15 protein-coding genes and 2 tRNA genes are annotated in these 16,478 nt (G+C 72.9%); 5 read left to right on the top strand and 12 right to left on the bottom strand.

Annotated elements, in window-relative coordinates:
* Nucleotides 1-68: 68 nt before the first annotated feature.
* On the bottom strand, nt 69-902 hold the full coding sequence (locus FXF50_RS20420) for a phosphoribosylaminoimidazolesuccinocarboxamide synthase (protein ID WP_148430217.1): 834 nt from the start codon (nt 900-902) through the stop codon (nt 69-71).
* Nucleotides 903-1,040: 138 nt separating this feature from the next.
* On the opposite strand from FXF50_RS20420, the gene FXF50_RS20415 reads away from it, so the two are divergent.
* Nucleotides 1,041-2,360 carry an ABC transporter substrate-binding protein gene (locus FXF50_RS20415; RefSeq protein WP_148430215.1) on the top strand — a complete coding sequence of 440 codons (1,320 nt, stop codon included), beginning with the start codon at nt 1,041-1,043 and terminating at the stop codon, nt 2,358-2,360.
* A 45-nt stretch (nt 2,361-2,405) separates the two neighbouring features.
* On the opposite strand, the gene FXF50_RS20410 is transcribed toward FXF50_RS20415, so the two are convergent.
* From FXF50_RS20410 to FXF50_RS20380, 7 genes are all read right to left on the bottom strand, one after another.
* A complete protein-coding gene (locus FXF50_RS20410) occupies nt 2,406-2,657 on the bottom strand; it encodes a hypothetical protein (protein WP_148430213.1) in 252 nt (83 codons plus the stop codon).
* 111 nt (nt 2,658-2,768) lie between these two features.
* A tRNA-Met gene (locus tag FXF50_RS20405) sits at nt 2,769-2,842 on the bottom strand.
* A gap of 147 nt (nt 2,843-2,989) precedes the next feature.
* Nucleotides 2,990-3,063: transfer RNA gene (locus FXF50_RS20400), tRNA-Met, on the bottom strand.
* Between the two features lie 50 nt (nt 3,064-3,113).
* Entirely contained in the window at nt 3,114-4,031 is a 918-nt protein-coding gene (locus tag FXF50_RS20395) for a hypothetical protein (protein ID WP_148430210.1), read from the bottom strand.
* Nucleotides 4,021-4,530, bottom strand: coding sequence for an RNA polymerase sigma factor (locus tag FXF50_RS20390; RefSeq protein ID WP_148430208.1), 510 nt, complete (start codon nt 4,528-4,530; stop codon nt 4,021-4,023). The genes FXF50_RS20395 and FXF50_RS20390 overlap by 11 nt, the downstream gene beginning before the upstream one ends.
* Nucleotides 4,531-4,677: 147 nt before the next feature.
* Nucleotides 4,678-7,653 carry a UPF0182 family protein gene (locus FXF50_RS20385; RefSeq protein ID WP_187399745.1) on the bottom strand — a complete coding sequence of 992 codons (2,976 nt, stop codon included), beginning with the start codon at nt 7,651-7,653 and terminating at the stop codon, nt 4,678-4,680.
* 124 nt (nt 7,654-7,777) lie between these two features.
* Nucleotides 7,778-8,791 (bottom strand): PDZ domain-containing protein, encoded by a 1,014-nt coding sequence (locus tag FXF50_RS20380; protein ID WP_187399744.1) that lies wholly within the window; start codon nt 8,789-8,791, stop codon nt 7,778-7,780.
* A gap of 184 nt (nt 8,792-8,975) precedes the next feature.
* Here FXF50_RS20380 and FXF50_RS20375 point away from each other — a divergent pair, with 184 nt between their 5' ends.
* Complete coding sequence (locus FXF50_RS20375) at nt 8,976-10,181, top strand: zinc-dependent metalloprotease (protein ID WP_148430444.1); 1,206 nt, start codon at nt 8,976-8,978, stop codon at nt 10,179-10,181.
* Between the two features lie 277 nt (nt 10,182-10,458).
* Here FXF50_RS20375 and FXF50_RS20370 read toward each other — a convergent pair whose 3' ends face one another.
* Nucleotides 10,459-11,061: a hypothetical protein gene (locus tag FXF50_RS20370; RefSeq protein ID WP_148430203.1), complete on the bottom strand. Its 603-nt coding sequence runs from the start codon at nt 11,059-11,061 to the stop codon at nt 10,459-10,461.
* A gap of 427 nt (nt 11,062-11,488) precedes the next feature.
* Nucleotides 11,489-12,019 carry a M48 family metallopeptidase gene (locus FXF50_RS20365; RefSeq protein ID WP_091318429.1) on the bottom strand — a complete coding sequence of 177 codons (531 nt, stop codon included), beginning with the start codon at nt 12,017-12,019 and terminating at the stop codon, nt 11,489-11,491.
* A 478-nt stretch (nt 12,020-12,497) separates the two neighbouring features.
* Between FXF50_RS20365 and FXF50_RS29390 the strand changes: the two genes are divergently transcribed.
* The 3 genes from FXF50_RS29390 to FXF50_RS20355 all read left to right on the top strand — a co-directional run bounded on the left by FXF50_RS29390 (nt 12,498) and on the right by FXF50_RS20355 (nt 15,316).
* Nucleotides 12,498-12,665 (top strand): DUF5679 domain-containing protein, encoded by a 168-nt coding sequence (locus FXF50_RS29390; protein ID WP_012014940.1) that lies wholly within the window; start codon nt 12,498-12,500, stop codon nt 12,663-12,665.
* A gap of 193 nt (nt 12,666-12,858) precedes the next feature.
* A complete protein-coding gene (locus tag FXF50_RS20360) occupies nt 12,859-13,959 on the top strand; it encodes a TOMM precursor leader peptide-binding protein (protein ID WP_148430442.1) in 1,101 nt (366 codons plus the stop codon).
* 10 nt (nt 13,960-13,969) lie between these two features.
* Entirely contained in the window at nt 13,970-15,316 is a 1,347-nt protein-coding gene (locus FXF50_RS20355) for an AarF/ABC1/UbiB kinase family protein (protein ID WP_148430201.1), read from the top strand.
* Nucleotides 15,317-15,611: 295 nt separating this feature from the next.
* Here the strand turns inward: FXF50_RS20355 and FXF50_RS20345 are convergent, their stop codons facing one another.
* Together FXF50_RS20345 and FXF50_RS20340 are read right to left on the bottom strand one after the other, a co-directional pair.
* Nucleotides 15,612-15,977 (bottom strand): WhiB family transcriptional regulator, encoded by a 366-nt coding sequence (locus FXF50_RS20345; RefSeq protein ID WP_013288404.1) that lies wholly within the window; start codon nt 15,975-15,977, stop codon nt 15,612-15,614.
* A gap of 131 nt (nt 15,978-16,108) precedes the next feature.
* On the bottom strand, nt 16,109-16,363 hold the full coding sequence (locus FXF50_RS20340; RefSeq protein WP_091318421.1) for a hypothetical protein: 255 nt from the start codon (nt 16,361-16,363) through the stop codon (nt 16,109-16,111).
* Between the last annotated feature and the right edge of the window lie 115 nt (nt 16,364-16,478).

Here is a 16,478-nt window from a genome sequence, read left to right as displayed (position 1 = left end):
GTCTGTTGATCGTACGGGTGGATCGGGGAGAGACGGTGGACGCTCCCGCCTCGACTGGGTGGAGTGACTCAGTCCCAGCGGTTGCCGGTGAGCTTCTCGTAGACCTCGACGTAGCGGGCCCGGGTCGCCTCGACCACCTCGGCCGGCACCTCGGGGGCGGGCGGCTGCCGGTCCCAGCCGCTGCCGGTGGCCCAGTCGCGCACGTACTGCTTGTCGAACGAGAACTGGGCGCGGCCCGGCTGGTAGGACTCGGCCGGCCAGAACCGGGACGAGTCGGAGGTGAGCAGCTCGTCGGCGAGGACGAGGGTGCCGTCCGGCGCCCAGCCCAGCTCGATCTTGGTGTCGGCGATCAGGATGCCCCGGTCGGCGGCGATCTCGGCGCCCCGCCGGTAGACGTCGATGGTGATCTGCCGCAGCCGCTCGGCGGTCTCCGCGCCCACCTTGTCGACCACCTCGGCGTACGTGATCGGCTCGTCGTGCTCGCCCTTGGGCGCCTTGGTCGACGGGGTGAAGATCGGCTCCGGCAGGATCGACGCCTCCACCAGGCCGCGGGGCAGCTCGACGCCGGAGACCGCGCCGGTGCGCTGGTACTCGACGAAGCCACCGCCGGTGAGGTAGCCGCGGGCGACGCACTCGACCGGGACCATGTCCAGCCGCCGGCAGCGGATCGCCCGGCCGGCGAACTCCGCCGGCACGTCGGTGGCGGAGATGACGTGATTCGGCACCAGGTCGGCCAGCTGCTCGAACCACCACAGCGACAGCGCGGTGAGCAGGCGGCCCTTGTCCGGAATCGGGGTCGGCAGCGCCACGTCGTAGATGGAGATGCGGTCGGAGGCGACCAGGATCAGGTCCTCGCCGTCGGCGTAGACGTCCCGAACCTTGCCCGAGTGCAGAAGTTCCACGGCGCTAGTACACCATGGGTGTCGGCCGCCGCCCGGTGCGGCCACCGGCCGTCCCGGCCGCACCGGCGTTGACACCTCCACCCGGGCCCTGTGTAAATGATCCGTCCGCAGCAGCCGCCCGCACCCCGGGAGAAACCCGTGCGCGCACCGCAGTCCGTACCCCGCCCCGGCGTCGACCGGCGGCGGCTGCTCGGCGCGCTGACCGGGCTGCCCCTGCTCGCCGGCGGGCTGTCCGGCTGCGGCCCGGAGGAGGAGGCCCCGGTCGACGACGGCCCCATCGAGTTGTCGGTGTTCTGGTGGGGCGGGGCCCGCCGGGCCGAGGCCACCGAGAAGGCGCTGCGCCTCTACTCCCAGCAGAACCCCCGGGTCAGCTTCCGGGTGACCTGGCAGGGGCTGACCGGCTACTACGACCGGCTGGCCACCCAGGCCACCGGCGGCAACGTGCCCGACCTGTTCCAGATCGACGACACCCTGCTCACCGAGTACGCCCGCCGGGAGATCGTCCTCGACCTCAGCGCCTACGTCGCCGACAACCGGCTCGACCTGCGCGGCCTGCCCGAACACCTGGCCCGCTACGGCCGGGTGGACGAGCGGACCGTGGCGGTGCCCGCGGCGCAGACCAGCGCGGCGTTGGTCTACAACCGGGACCTGCTGCGCCGCCTCGGGCAGCCGGAGCCGCGCACCGGCATGTCGTGGCGGGAGTACGCACGCTGGGCCGCCCGGGTCACCCGCGCCTCCCGCAACCGGGTGGCCGGCACCATGGATCCCTCCGGCGACTACCGGGCGCTCTGGCTCTGGCTGCGCGGCCTGGGCAGCGAGCTGTACCAGGGGCGGCAGCTCGGCTTCAGCTCTGCCGAGCTGCTCGACTGGTTCGAGTTCTGGGAGGTCGCCCGCTACGACCGGGCCACCCCGAGCGCCGCCCTGGTGGAGCAGGCCGACAGCGGCGAGCTGGCCCGCCAGCTCGTGGTCACCGGCCATGCGGCCGCGTCGTTCGCCTGGTCGCACCAGTTGCCGGAGCTGCAACGGCTCACCGACGACGAGCTGGGCGTGAGCGCCTTCCCGGGCACACCCGCGGCGCAGTGGCCCCGGGCCTCCATGTACTGGGCCGCCTTCCGCGGCAGCCGCCACCCGGGCGTGGCGGTCGACGTGATCAACTTCTTGACCACCAACGTGGCGGCCGGCCGGATCCTGGGCATCGAGCGCGGCCTGAACGCCGCCCTCCCGGTCCGCACGTTCGTCGTCGACGGTGTCACCGACCGTGCCGAGAAGCGGGTGGCGGCCCTCGGCGCCGAGCTGGACGAGCTGACCGGGCCGGCGCCCGCGCCGCCGCCGAAGGGGCACGCCAAGGTGCGTACCCTGCTCATCGACGCGGCCGAGAGCATCCGCGCCAAGCGCTCGGGCGCCCGGACGGCGACCTCGCGGTTCATGGCCCAGGCGACCGCGGCCCTGGCCGAGTGACCGCCGCCCGCCGCGCCCGGGGCGCGGCGGGCGGACCGGTTCCCGTCAGCGCGGCGGACCGCCGCGCCGGCCCCGCATCATGCGCAGCACCAGCAGCACGATCACCACGACCACCGCCAGGCAGCAGAGCAGCCCGAGGAAGCCGAAGCCGCCGCCCCGGGACCGCCGCCGGGCGGCCTCCACCACCAGGTCCCCCGTACCCGTGGAGGCCCAGGCCGCGACCGGCACGAACACCGAGAGCACGACCGCACCGAGGACCGCGCTGAGGCGGCCCCACCATCTGTTCCATCCAGACATGCCTCCCATCCTCGCCGAGAAGCGCAACCGGGGCAGGACGGACGGGCCGGATCAGGGCAGCCGGAAACGGCGAAAGGCCCCGGAGCGAACTCCGGGGCCTTTCGCGACGAGTAGCGGGGACAGGATTTGAACCTGCGACCTCTGGGTTATGAGCCCAGCGAGCTACCGAGCTGCTCCACCCCGCGTCGGCTTTCACAGCCTATCTCATGTCCGCCGTGGAGATCAGCCGGGTTCCCCGATCCCGCCGGGTGGCGAGGGTCACCGTCGCCGTGGCGGCGCCCCCGGACACGACGAAGGGCCCCGGAGTGAACTCCGGGGCCCTTCGTGACAAGTAGCGGGGACAGGATTTGAACCTGCGACCTCTGGGTTATGAGCCCAGCGAGCTACCGAGCTGCTCCACCCCGCGTCGGCTGGTCAACCGTAGCGCACCGACCCCAGGGGGCGCAAAACGGGTCGTCAGGTCAGCCACCTCCGGATCGCCTCGACCGCCCGGCGGCTGTCCGCGTCGAACTGCGCGCGGTCGGTGGAGGTGCCCTCCCAGCCCTGCTCCCAGAGCACGGTCACCACGTCACCGCGCCGGATCGCCCGGATCAGGTGCACCTCGTCGCCGCCGGTCGGGTCGCCGTTGACGTCGCGGGACAGCGTCCGGGTCTCGAACAGCACCGACTCGTCGCCGTATCCGGTGTCCCGGAGCAGGCGCTGGCGTTGCGTCGCCTCCGACGTTTCCGAGACCGGCTGCTCCGGGCAGTCCCGCACGGCCTGCCGCAACTCGGCCAGCGCGTCGTCGGCCCGCCCGGGCCGGTAGACGGTGATGCTGTTCCGGTAGCTCCCGTCCGGGACGTACCCCTTCGGCGTGTCGGCCAGCTTGAACGCCAGGCTGCGGGCACGGCGGGTGACGACCGCCGACTCCCCCGGCTCGGCGCCGCAGAGCGCCGGGAGCACCGGTCCGGGGACCTTCGCGGCGCCGATGCCGGTGTCGTTGGCGGCAGCCAGGGTGAAGAAGGCCCGGTCCGGGATGCTCGTCGGGCCGGGGTCCGGCGGCTGGCCGCTCGTCTTCGGCGGCGCATTCGGGGTACGCGCGGGAGGCGAGGGCGTGCGGCTCGGCGTGGGCGAGGGCGGGGCCACCGTGGGCGACGGCGAGGGGCCGTCGGTGGTGGTGGCCGGCGCCGGGTCGACGTCCGGCCCCGCGGCGAGGACCCAACGCGTGCCGGCGGCGGTGCCGGCGACCAGCACGGCGACGGTCAGCGCCCCGAACGCGGCCCGCTGCCGGGCCCGACGGTCGGCCCGCCGGCGGACCCGGTCCGGGGCCGGGAGCACCCGCTCGTCGGTGTCGGCGGCGAGCGCCCGGTAGAGGCCATTCAGGTCACGCGACATCATTCACCTCCAGCTCCTCGGCGGCCACGCCGGGCAGCAGTTCGGCCAGCCGGGCCCGTCCCCGGGACAGCCAGGACTTCACGGTGCCGGCGGGAACACCGACCTCCCGGGCGATCTCCTCCACCGACAGGTCGAGCAGGTAGTGCAGGGCCAGGGCCTGCCGGTGCCGGGCCGGCAGCTGCCGGAGCGCCCCGACCAGCAGCACGGTGTCCTCACCCGGCGGCCCCACGTCGTGGGGCGGGCCGGTGCGGCTGGCCGCGAGACGCCAGCCCCGCAGCCGCCGCCACCGGTCGGTGGCCAGCCGGTTGATCACCAGCCGCAGCCAGGCCTCCGGCGCGGGGTGGGCGGCGAGCTTCCCCCACTGCCGCCAGGCCCGGGCGTAGGCCTCCTGGACGAGGTCCTGCGCCTCACCGGCGTCGCCGGCCACCGCGCGGCCGTACCGGAGCGCCCGACCCGACGTGCTGCGGTAGAAGTCGTCGAAGGTGTTCGCGTCGCGCATCGTGGCTCCCGCCTCCCTGTCGCCCACCTGCTCTGATGACGGTGGAGACCGGCACCGGGTTGCGGGTGTTCCGTCCGGTACGCGACACGAGCCGCGGTCCGGACCGCCACGGGTCACGGACCACGGGCTCGCGTGGTCGGCTCGGCGTCAGCCGTTCGGTGACGGCGACGACGAGGGTGAGGCCGGTGGCGACGCGGACGGGCTGCCGCTCGGGGCCGGGCCGGGCGACGGGTTGGCCGCCGCCTGGGCCTGCTGGAACGCGGCCATCGCCTCGTCCAGTGCCTTCAGCGCCCGCCCGTACCGCTCGAAGTCGCCGGACGCCTGCGCGGCCCTCACCTCGGCGATGGCGCTCTGCACCTTGCCGGCCGCCTCGGCCAGCTCGCCGGTGAGCACCGGCGGGGACGTGCCGCCGGTCGTCGGCGGGTTGTCACCGGTGCTCGGCGGCGGGTTGCCGGTGGCCGCCCGCTTGCCCTGCTCGACGAGCTGCTTGATGCCGTCGCTCAGGTTGTTGGCGAGCACCACGTACGAGCCGCCGTCGCCGTAGGAGAGCAGCACCTTCTGCAGCAGCGGGTACGCGTCCTGGTTGCTGCTCTTCACGTAGACCGGCTCGACGTAGAGCATCCCGGCGGCGAACGGCAGCGAGAGCAGGTTGCCGTACTGCACCTGCGCCTGGTTGGAGGAGAGGAAGTTCAACTCCCGCCGGATGTCGGCGTTGTTGGTCATCTGCTGGTGCACCTGCGTCGGCCCGGAGATCCGGGTCTGGTCCGGCAGCTCCAGCACCTCCAGCTTCGGCTGCCCGTCGACGTACGACCCGGAGATCAGCGCGGCCAGGTTCTGCCGGCCGTTCGGGGTGACCGCCGAGGTGAGCTGGAAGCGCGGCCCCTCCTGCCCGGGGAACTGGGTGAAGAGGTAGTAGGGCGGTTGCTTCTGGCCGCTGTCCGGCGCGTCCGGCACGTTCGGCACCTGCCAGAAGTCCTGGCCGGAGTAGAAGTCGCCCGGGTCGGTGACGTGGAACTTGGTGAGCAGATTGCGCTGCACCTTGAACAGGTCGGCCGGGTAGCGGAAGTGCTCGGCCAGCTCCGGCGGGATGTCGCCCTTGGGCAGCACCAGCTCGCCGCCGAACGCCTTGTTCCACGCCTTGAGCACCGGGTCGGTGTCGTCGAACGCGTAGAGCTTGACCGTGCCGTCGTACGCGTCGACGGTCGCCTTCACCGAGTTGCGGATGTAGTTGACGTTCTCCCGGGCCAGCTGGAAGGTGCCCCGGCCGGTCAGCTCGTCGGCCGTCTCGGCCTGGAGGTTGACCCGCTCGGCGTACGGGTAGGTCGCCGCCGTGGTGTAGCCGTCGATGATCCAGAGGACCCGACCGTTGACCACCGCCGGGTACGGGTCGCCGTCCAGCGTGAGGAACGGCGCGACCTTCTCCACCCGGTCCCGCGGGTTACGCACGTAGAGCAGCTTCGAGTCGTCGTTGACCGCCTCGGAGAGGAGGAAGTTCGACTCCTGCTCCTTGATCGCGTAGAGCAGCCGCCGGGTGAACGAGCCGATCTCGACGCCGCCCGCGCCGGTGTAGGTGTAGTACTGCTCGCCGCCGGTCGAGGTCGGGCGGTCGAACTCGACGTTGCGGTCTCCCGTCTGCCCGACGATCGCGTAGTCGTCGGCCTCCATCCGCTCGCCGTAGTAGATCCGCGGCTGCTGGGCCGGGATCTGCTCGGTCTGCGAGGAGCACGCCTCCTGGGCCTTCTCACCGAGGAAGCCGGAGACGAAGTACGGCTGGCCGCCGCAGACCACCTGGTTCGCCGGGGCCCCCACCAGGCCGTACCCGTGGGTGTAGACGGTGTGCCGGTTGATCCAGTTGTTGTTGGGCAGCTCGCCGTAGTTGATCTCGCGCACCCCGACCACGTAGTCGGAGGTCTTGCCGCTCACCGCGTACCGGTCGATGTCCAGCTTCGAGCCGAAGTCGTAGAAGCCGCGGACCTGCTGGAGCTGGGTGTACGTCTCGGAGACCAGCTGCGGGTCGAGCAGTCGGACGTTCTGCACCACCGAGGTGTCGGTGGCCAGGCTGGCCGGCGGGATCAGGTTGTCCGCCGCGTAGCCGGTGCTCTTCGTGCCGCTCAGGCCGAAGGCGGCCCGCGTCGCCTCGATGCTGCGCTCGATGTACGGCGCCTCCTTGTCCCGGGCGCTCGGCTTGACCTCGAAGGTCTGCACGGCCCACGGGTAGATGCCGCCGATCGCCACGGCCGAGACGCCGAGCAGGGCGAGCGCGATGCCGGGCCAGACCAGGTTCCGCATCCACGCGTTGGAGAACACGATGATCGCGACGGCCACCACCACGGCGATCCAGGCGAGGATCTCCTTCGCCGGGAGCAGCGCGTTGATGTCGGCGTAGCCGGCGCCGTAGAGCTTGGCGCCCTCGTTGTACTCCAGCAGCATGGCCCGCTGGTCCAGCACGTACGCGATGGCCTTGAGCACCACGAAGACCGCGACCAGCGAGCTGAGGTGGGCCCGGGCCGCGTTGGTCATCCGGTCACCGACGCCCTGGAGCCGCACCCCGCCGAAGATGTAGTGCACGGCCAGCGCGCCGAGCAGCGCGAGCACCACCGCGGTGAAGCCGACGCCGAGCAGGTAGCGCCAGAACGGCAGCTGGAAGACGTAGAAGCCGACGTCGATGCCGAACTCCGGGTCCTTCACGCCGAAGCTGCCGCCGTTGCGGAACAGCAGCCACTGGCTCCACCGGCTCTGCGCGGAGAGGCCGGCGAAGAGCCCGATGACCGCGGAGGCCAGGGCGATCCAGGTGCCGAGCCGGGGGCTGAGCAGCATCCGGTAGCGCTCCAGGGTGGCCTGCTCGGCGGAGTGCGGGCGCAGCTGCGGCCGCAGCCGGTACGCCAGCCACAGGTTGCCCGCCACGATCGCCGCCATGCCGAGCCCGACCACCAGGAACAGCAGCAGCCGGGTGGCGAGCACGCCGGTGAAGACCTGGGTGTAGCGGACCTCGTCGAACCAGAGCCAGTCGGTCCAGGCGTTGACCCCCCACCCGAGCAGGGTGAAGAACACGAACACCCCGATCAGGACCCCGATGGTGACGCGTCCGCGCCGGCTCATCCTCGGAAGGGGGCTGCTCCGCATGACCACTGTTGGCTCCGCACGCTCGATGTGATCGGCTCCGACCAGGCACCCAGAGTACGGGGTGTTGCTGAACACGTCGGGTCAAGGTCACGTCACGATCGTCCGGTGACCCCTCGTGGGGGCCTCAGCAGCGGGTCGGCTGCCCTCCCGCGCGCAGCTTCTCCAGCGCCGCCAGCGCGTCGTCCAGCGTCGCCACCCGCAGCAGCGGCAGGTCGGGCTGCGGGTTGCGGACCGCCTCCGCGCAGTTGTCCGCGGGCACCAGGAAGACCTTCGCCCCGGCCTCCTTCGCGCCGACGAGCTTCTGCGCGATGCCGCCGATCGGGCCGACCCGGCCCTCGTCGTCGATGGTGCCGGTGCCGGCGATGACCTTCCCGCCGGTCAGGTCGGCCGGCTCCAGCTTGTCGATGATGCCCAGCGTGAACATCAGCCCGGCGCTGGGGCCGCCGATGTCACCGAGGTCGATCTTGAGGGTGAACGGGTGCGGCTGCTGCTGGTCGATCTCGACGCCGATGCGCGGCCGGCCGTCCTGCTCGCGGCTGGTCACCGTGGCGGTGGCCGGCACGCCGGCACGGGTGTAGCCGATCTTCAGCGCGGTGCCGGCCGGCTTGGCGCGGATCAGCTCGGTGAGCCGGGCCGCGCTGGTCACCGGCTGGTCGTTCACGGAGGTGATCACGTCGTTGGGCTTGAGCACGCCGACCGACGGGCCGCCCGCGGTGACCGCCTTCACCAGCACCCGGATCGGGTAGCCCAGTTCACGCAGGGCCGCCGTCTCCGCGCTGGTCTGCGAGTTCTGGAAGTCCTCGGCGTTGCGCTTCTCGACCTCCTCCTGCGACTCCCCCGGCGGGTAGACCAGCTCGCGCGGCACCACCGCCTCGTCCTTCGAGAACCAGCCGGCCAGCGCCGACCGGAGCCGGACGGTGGGCTGCACGCCGACCGTGGTGAGCCGGAGCTGCCCGGCGGAGGTGGACGTCGACCGGCCGGTGACCTGGATGATCTCCTTGCCGTCCGCACTGCCGAGGGTGTTCACGGTCGGACCGGGACCGAGCACCACGTACGGGATGGGCACGCTCAGCACGCCGACGCTGAGCAGGGCGGTGAGCAGTGCACCGAGGAGTACGGTCACGCCGCGACGTCTCATGCGCCAGAGCGTACCGATCCGGCCCGGAACGTCCGGCGCGGTGACCACCGGACTTCGCCCTCAGCGCAACGCCGACGCGCACGACCTGCGGCGCGGTCCGCGTACCGTAGAGGTCGTGCCTGATATTCCGTTCGGCTTCGCGCTCCCGGGTGGGCAACCACCAGACCCCAACGATCCCGCGCAGATGCAGCAGTTCATGTCGCAGTTGCAGCACCTGCTCTCCGCGCCGGGCAGCGGACCGGTCAACTGGGACCTCGCCCGGCAGGTGGCCGCCAGCCAGCTCGCCGCCGCCGGCGACCCGGCGGTCTCGCCGTTCGAACGCAACGCGGTGGAGGAGGCGCTGCGCATCGCCGACCTCTGGCTGGAGCCGGCCACCTCGTGGCCCTCCGGCATCCGGACCTCGGTCGCCTGGAACCGCAACGAGTGGATCTACAAGACCCTCGACGTGTGGCGCAAGCTCTGCGACCCGGTGGCCAGCCGCATGGTCGGCGCCATGGGCGACCTCGTGCCGCCGGAGGCCCGGGCCCAGCTCGGCCCGATGCAGTCGATGGTCGCCACGCTGGGCGGCGCGCTCTTCGGCGGCCAGCTCGGCCAGGCGCTCGGCTCGCTCGCCGCCGAGGTGCTCTCCGCCGGCGACATCGGCCTGCCGCTCGGCCCGGCCGGCACCGCCGCGCTCATCCCGGCCAACATCCGGGCGTACGGCGAGGGCCTGGAGCTGCCCGAGGACGAGGTACGCCTCTACGTGGCCCTGCGCGAGGCCGCCCACCAGCGGCTCTTCCAGCACGTCCCGTGGCTGCGCGGGCACGTGCTCGCCGCCGTGGAGAACTACGCCGCCGGCATCCGGGTCAACCGGGAGGCCATCGAGGAGGCGATGGGCCGGGTCGACCCGACCGACCCCGAGTCGATGCAGGCGATCGCCCTGGAGGGCATCTTCACGCCCGAGGACACCCCGGCGCAGAAGGCGTCGCTGGCCCGGCTGGAGACCGTGCTCGCCCTGGTCGAGGGCTGGGTGTGCCACGTGGTCGACAGCGCCGCGGGCGACCGGCTGCCCAACGTCGTACGCCTCGGCGAGGCGTTCCGCCGCCGCCGGGCCGCCGGCGGCCCGGCCGAGCAGACCTTCGCCGCCCTCGTCGGCCTGGAGCTTCGGCCGCGCCGGCTGCGCGAGGCGACCGTGCTCTGGTCGGCGCTCACCGAGCACCGCGGGATCGCCGGCCGGGACGCCGTCTGGGGCCACCCCGACCTGCTCCCCTCGGACGACGACTTCGCCAACCCGGAGGCGTTCGCCGCGACCACCAGCGACCTGGACGAGGAGCTGGCGAACTTCGACTTCACGGCGCCCGGCGCGCCGGAGGAGCAGACCCCGGGCGAGGACGACGACAAGAAGTCCTGACGCCGTACGTCGCCGGGGCCCGCACGAGTGCTCGTGCGGGCCCCGGCGCATTCGCCCCTCACTCCCGCTCTGCAGCCCTAGAGGCAGCGGTCAACGCCTGGCCTGCCCCTGAACTGGTTCCCCGGCGCGACGGTCAGGGCCCGACCTGCCCTGGGGCCGTGCTGCCCGGCGCAATGGTCGAAGCGCGCCATGCCCTGCTGTGCTCCGGCGCGACGGTGAGCGCTTTCCCTACCGGGACCCGGCGGAGTCGGTCATCTTGCGAGCGGGGGGCCGGGGGTCAGCCGGGCTGGCCGGAGAGGAGGGCGCGGGTGGCCTCCCAGCCCTCGAAGGCCGGGTCGAGGCTGGCCAGATCGGCCGGGCCGCGCAGCCGGCGCCAGCCCGCGGTGACCGCCACGTCTCCCGGGCGCGGTGCGGCGGCACGCACCTCGGCCGGCGCGGCGGTGTCCAGGTCCAGCGCCGGCAACCACGCCGGCGCGGGCAGCCGGGCGGCCACCCCGAGCAGCCCCGCCCCGCTCCCCTCCACCGGGGCCACCGCCACCGGACGGCTGGACAGCGGCCGGAGCAGCTTGCCGAGGGTGAGGCCCGGCACGTCGGGCGCGTCGGCCACCACCACGGCCGCCTGGTCGTACCCGGTCAGCGCGGCGAACACCGCGTCGACGGTGGGCTCCGGCACCTCGTGCACGGCCGTGCCGGGCCACACCACCGCGTCGGCCAGCCAGCGGTCCTCCGGCGTCACCGCCACGGCGGTCTCCACCTCGTTCAGCGTGGCCAGCAGGTCCACCACGTCCTCGGCGAGCGCGGTCCGCCACCGGGTCGGATCGATCCCCGGCGGCGTCCAGCCCACCGGCGCGAGCAACGCCACCACCACACGTCGAACCACCCGACGACCCTAACCCGCTACCCGCGCCCACCCCCGTCCCGACCATGCGGCGGGCCCGTCGACGCCCCGCAGCCCGTCAGTGGAACGCCATGTAGGTATCGCGGCCCCGGAGACCTACATGACGTTCCACCCGAGGCCCCGCGCCCACGCCCGGTGGAACGCGACCACCCGCCACTGCACGGACCTGACGCACTTCCGGCCCCGCCCGCACCTGGTCGCGATCTTGGACACTTACCGTTCACACCGAACGTCAACACTCCAAGATCCCTCGGCGGCGACCGTCGATCATGAAGTTGGCGACGACAAAGCGGGCGAACCGCACCGCTAACTTCATGATCGACGCGAGGCCGCGAGGCCGCGAGGCCGCGGGGACGCGCGGGCGCGGGGACGCTGAGGGACGCGCGCGGGTGCGGGGAGACCCCGTGGGTCAGTCGGTCAGGGGGACGCCGGAGGTGGCGGCTACGCCTTCCAGGTAGCCGCGGGCACGCTCGGTCTTCGGGTAGCGGCCGACCAGGGCCCAGAACTCGGCGTTGTGGCTGGGCACGACGAGGTGCGCCAGCTCGTGCAGCAGCACGTAGTCGATCACCCAGTCGGGCATGTCCTGGATCCGGTGGGAGATCCGGATGGTGCGGTCGGCGGGGGTGCAGGAACCCCAGCGGCCGTTCTGGTTGGTCACCCAGCGGACGCTGGCCGGGACGGCGGCCGGCCCGTGCTCGGGCAGGTAGAGGTTGATCAGTCGGGTGGCCCGGGCCAGCAGTTCGGCGTCGGAGCGGGCGAGCCGGCCTTCGCGGGCGGCGAGGCGGGCCAGCATCCGGTCGACCCACTCGCTCTCCTCGGCGCGGGAGAACTGGTCGGGGATGAGCACCACGACGCGCTCCCCGTCGCGGTACGCGGACACCGTGCGCCGCCGGCGCTGGCTGCGCCGTACTTCGACGACGGGCTTCCGCGTCCCGGCCATCACTGGTCCGCGCAGCCTCGGATGACTGTCACGAGGGAAAGCTAATGCGTACTGACCAGGGGTCCGCAAGAGTCAACACGACGACACGCGCCCGGAAAATGGTGGTTGGTCGTCAGGAGTCCCGAAAAATTTCTTTGCGGCGGCAGTTGACCATCACCTGCCGACCCCTGTCAACGTTAAGTGATCTACGGACGGGCTGTCGCGCTGGGGGCCTCCCGAAGGGGGATCTGAGGGCATTCACCCGGCGTGTCCCCGCGAAACTGACTTATCCGACGTAACTCGCCATGCACACTCTTGCCGTCGACTTGCTCACAGAGTCGACGCACAGCTGACATGGAACTGCCCAGACCTGGGTAGGGTCCGCCAACCAGCGGTCACGCGAGTGGCCGCGGAGAACCCCCCGGCGCCGGCGCCACCCGTGGCCCGCCGCAGGGAAACCCGCCGGAGGCGTCCGGCGGACGAGACGAGGAGGGCTACCGTGGCCGACCAGGCCCAGACCTACAACGGTTATTGCGTGAAGTGCAAGGAGAAGCGGGACTTCGAGGGGCGCGTGGAGGTCTCGAAGACCGGCATGAACATGGCCAAGGGCAAGTGCCCGGTGTGCGGCACAACAGTGAACCGCATCCTGGGCAAGGCCAAGGTCTGACCCGTCCGGGTCGCACGGGGGAGGGGTGGCCGGCGGCCACCCCTCCCCCGTCGCATAGCTGACACCGGCTACCGGCCGGTTGTGGACAACCCCGGATTTCCTGTGGACAACACTGGCCACGGCCCGGCGCACCTGTGGACAACGATCGACGGAGAGCGCGGACACGGTCACGATTCGTGGCGTGACCGACCCGATGCCCCTCGCCCGCCCGACGCTGCTGCCCGGCCTGACCCGGCTCTGGCGGGACCGCCACACCCTCCAGCTCGGGGTCGAGCCCGGCCGGGCCGTGCTGCTCGAGGTGACCAGCCCGGGCGCCGCCCGCCTGCTCGACCTGCTGGACGGCACCCGGAGCGAGCGGGCCGTGCTCACGGCCGCCACCGCCGCGCGGGTGCCTCCGGCCGAGGCCCGGGTGCTGCTCGACACGCTCCGGGCCGCCGGTCTCGTCGTACCCGCGCAGAGCCTGCTCCCCCGCGACCTCACCGGGTCGGTCCGGGCCCGGCTCGCCAGCGAGGCCGACGCCCTGGCCCTGGCCGCCACCGACCTGCCCGGCACGCCGGCCCGGCTGCTGCGCCGCCGCCGGGCGGCCCGCGTACTGGTCACCGGGGCCGGCCGGCTCGGCGCGGCGGTGACCGTCGCGCTGGCGCAGGCCGGCGTCGGGCACGTCGTACCCGAGCTGGCCGGGCCGGTCCGCCCGGGTGACCTGGTCGGGACCGGCCTCACCGGCGCGGAGCTGGGCCGCCCGCTGGCGCCGGCGGTGCGCGCGGCGCTGGCCCGGTGCGTGCCCGGCACGGCGACCGGCCCGCTCCGGCCGGAGCGGGCCGACCTGGTGGTCCAGCTCGGCGCGGACCGCCCGGCGGCCCTGCTCGCCGCCGGGTACGCGCGGCGCCGCCAGCCTCATCTCCTGGTCGACCTGCGCGGCGGCGTGCCGGTGATCGGCCCGCTGGTCCGCCCGCCGGTGGGCCCCTGCCTGCGCTGCCTCGACCTGCACCGGACGGACCGCGACCCGGAGTGGCCGGCGCTCGCCGCCCAGCTCGCGGCCGACGACGGCGACCGGGCCTGCGCGGCCACCACCCGGCTGGCGGCGACGGCCTACGCGGCGGCCGAGGCGTTGACGCAGCTCGACGGGGGCACGCCGGAGACCCTCGGCTGCGCCGTGGAGATTCCGGGGCCGGGCCGCTTCCGGCACCGCCGGTGGCCACCGCACCCCTCCTGCGAGTGCTCCGGGCGTCGCCCGATCCGGTCGGGCGCGCCCGCTCCCGGCCGCACAGCAGCAGCGGGCCCCTCGCGTCGGTAACAATGACCGGGTGACCGACATCCCGCGCCGGGCCGTGTCCCGGACCGCCAAGCTCGCCGCTCTGCCGCTCGGCTTCGCCGGTCGGACCGTCCTCGGCATGGGCAAGCGCGTCACCGGGCTCGCGTCCGACGTCATCTCCGCCGAGATCCAGCAGCGCACCGCCGAGCAGCTGTTCAGCGTGCTCGGGCAGCTCAAGGGCGGGGCCATGAAGTTCGGTCAGGCCCTGTCGGTCTTCGAGGCGGCGCTTCCGGAGGAGATCGCCGCCCCCTACCGGCAGGCGCTCACCAAGCTCCAGGAGGCCGCCCCGCCCCTGCCCGCGGCGACCGTGCACAAGGTGCTGGCCGAGCAGCTCGGGCCGGACTGGCGGGACCGGTTCGTGGAGTTCAACGACACCCCGGCCGCCGCGGCCAGCATCGGCCAGGTGCACCGTGCGGTCTGGCGCGATCCGGGGTACGGGCCGAACGGCGGCCCGCGGCACCGGGACGTCGCGGTGAAGATCCAGTACCCGGGCGCCGGGGACGCCCTGCTCGCCGACCTGAAGCAGCTCTCCCGGCTGGGCGGCATGTTCCGCGCGATCCAGCCCGGGCTGGACGTGAAGCCGCTCCTGGTCGAGCTGCGTGAACGGATCACCGAGGAGCTGGACTACGAGCTGGAGGCGGAGTCGCAGCGCGCGTTCGCCGCCGCGTACGCGGACGACCCGGACATCTACATCCCGGAGGTGCTCGACGCCGCGCCCCGGGTGCTGATCACCGAGTGGGTCGAGGGCACCCCGCTGTCGCAGATCATCCGGGAGGGCACCGAGGAGCAGCGTGACGAGGCCGGGCGGCTGATGGCCGAGCTGCACCTCTCGGCGCCCATGCGGGCCGGGCTGCTGCACGCCGACCCGCACCCGGGCAACTTCCGGCTGCTCCCGGACGGCCGGCTCGGCGTGATCGACTTCGGCGCGGTGGCCCGGATGCCGGAGGGCACCCCGGAGCCGATCGGCCGGATCGCCGCGCTGGCGTTGCGGGGCGACGCGGACGCCGTGGTGGCCGGGCTGCGCGAAGAGGGTTTCGTGAGCCCCACCGAGCCGATCGACGCCGAGGCCGTGCTGGACTTCCTCCGGCCGATGCTGGAGCCGATCTCCGCGGACGAGTTCCGGTTCACCCGGGCCTGGCTGCGCGGCGAGGCGGCCCGGCTGGCCAGCCCGCGCTCCCCCACCTACCAGCTCAGCCGGCAGCTCAACCTGCCGCCGTCGTACCTGATGATCCACCGGGTGACGCTGGGCTCGATCGGGGTGCTCTGCCAGTTGGAGGCCAAGGCGCCCTACCGGGCCATCCTGGAGCGCTGGCTGCCCGGTTTCGCCCCGGTGAGCTGACCGACGCACACGCCGAAGGGGCGGCGACCATTCGGTCGCCGCCCCTTCCATTGTGTGGGTACTAGAGAACGCCCAGGTCGCGAGCCGACTGGCTGCGGCTACGCATGGCGACGGTACGGGCGGAACGGGTTGCCTCAGTGCGCGTGGTGGTGCCGGCCTGAGGCCGGCGCATTCGAGCCCGGGACAACGCTTCGTGGAGTAGTTGCATCTCGGTTCCATTCGGCAGGTGCAGCATGGTCTCGGCTTTCTCGTGGCCGGTGAGTGTCACCGGCGGGGACGTTGGTACGGGGTTGTGTCAGGCTGCCAGCCGGACGGAGCTACGCGACTCGGACAGCCCACTGGCCGCCAGTCGCGCCTCCGCCTCGACCCGGAGCTGGGCGTCACGGGCGAGGTCCTCCTTGCGCGGACGGCCACGGGGCCGCTTGCGCGGGACGACCGCGCCACGCTCGAAGATCTCGCCGCCCCAGACGCCCCAGGGCTCGGCCCGCTCCACCGCGCCGGCGAGGCACTCGACGCGCAGCGGGCAGTCCCCGCAGAGCGACTTGGCCAGCTCGAGCTCGGCAGGCGAGTCGGAGAACCACAGGTCGGGGTCGAACTTCCGGCAGGGCAGGTTCGCCTCCACGTCGACGCTCACGTCGAGCGGGGCCAACGCCAGACTCATCCTCCGGTCACCTCTCTCTCACTTCGATCTCGTGGATCGCATTACTTCGGCACTACGGCGGTGCAAAAAAACTGAGGCCGCGGATCCCGGTGTGCGGGTTCCGCGGCCTCGAGGTGAGCCGGTGGTCTGGATCAGACCGGTCTACCTCGAGGTGGAACGCCGCGGACATCCGTGCGCTTCTTGACGTCACCGATGCCCATGCCCGTGAAGCCACTGGTCCCCTCGATCTCCGCGAGCGGCGCGACGGTCAGGTTCAGCTCGGCCTGAACCTGGACCTGGTGCACCTGCGGAGCCGACGGTCGAGCGGCAAGGGCCACCCGGACGGACGACAGCGGAGCGCAGGCAGCTGGCATCGCCGCCGGACGCTCATAGGTGAAGATCTCCACGGGTGCCACCTCCCTCAACGTTCCTCGTGCCGACCATGGACTCATCCCCCGGGAGCAGCCAGAATGGCGCCGCTCGCGAGGTGTGTCCTGAGGCTATTCCTCGCCTCGGGGCGAG

It is taken from the genome of Micromonospora sp. AP08 (assembly GCF_008085935.1).
Classification (GTDB): Bacteria; Actinomycetota; Actinomycetes; order Mycobacteriales; family Micromonosporaceae; genus Micromonospora; species Micromonospora chersina.
The sequence above is the reverse complement of the archived record's forward strand: the minus strand, read 5'-3'. Positions and strand labels throughout refer to the sequence as shown.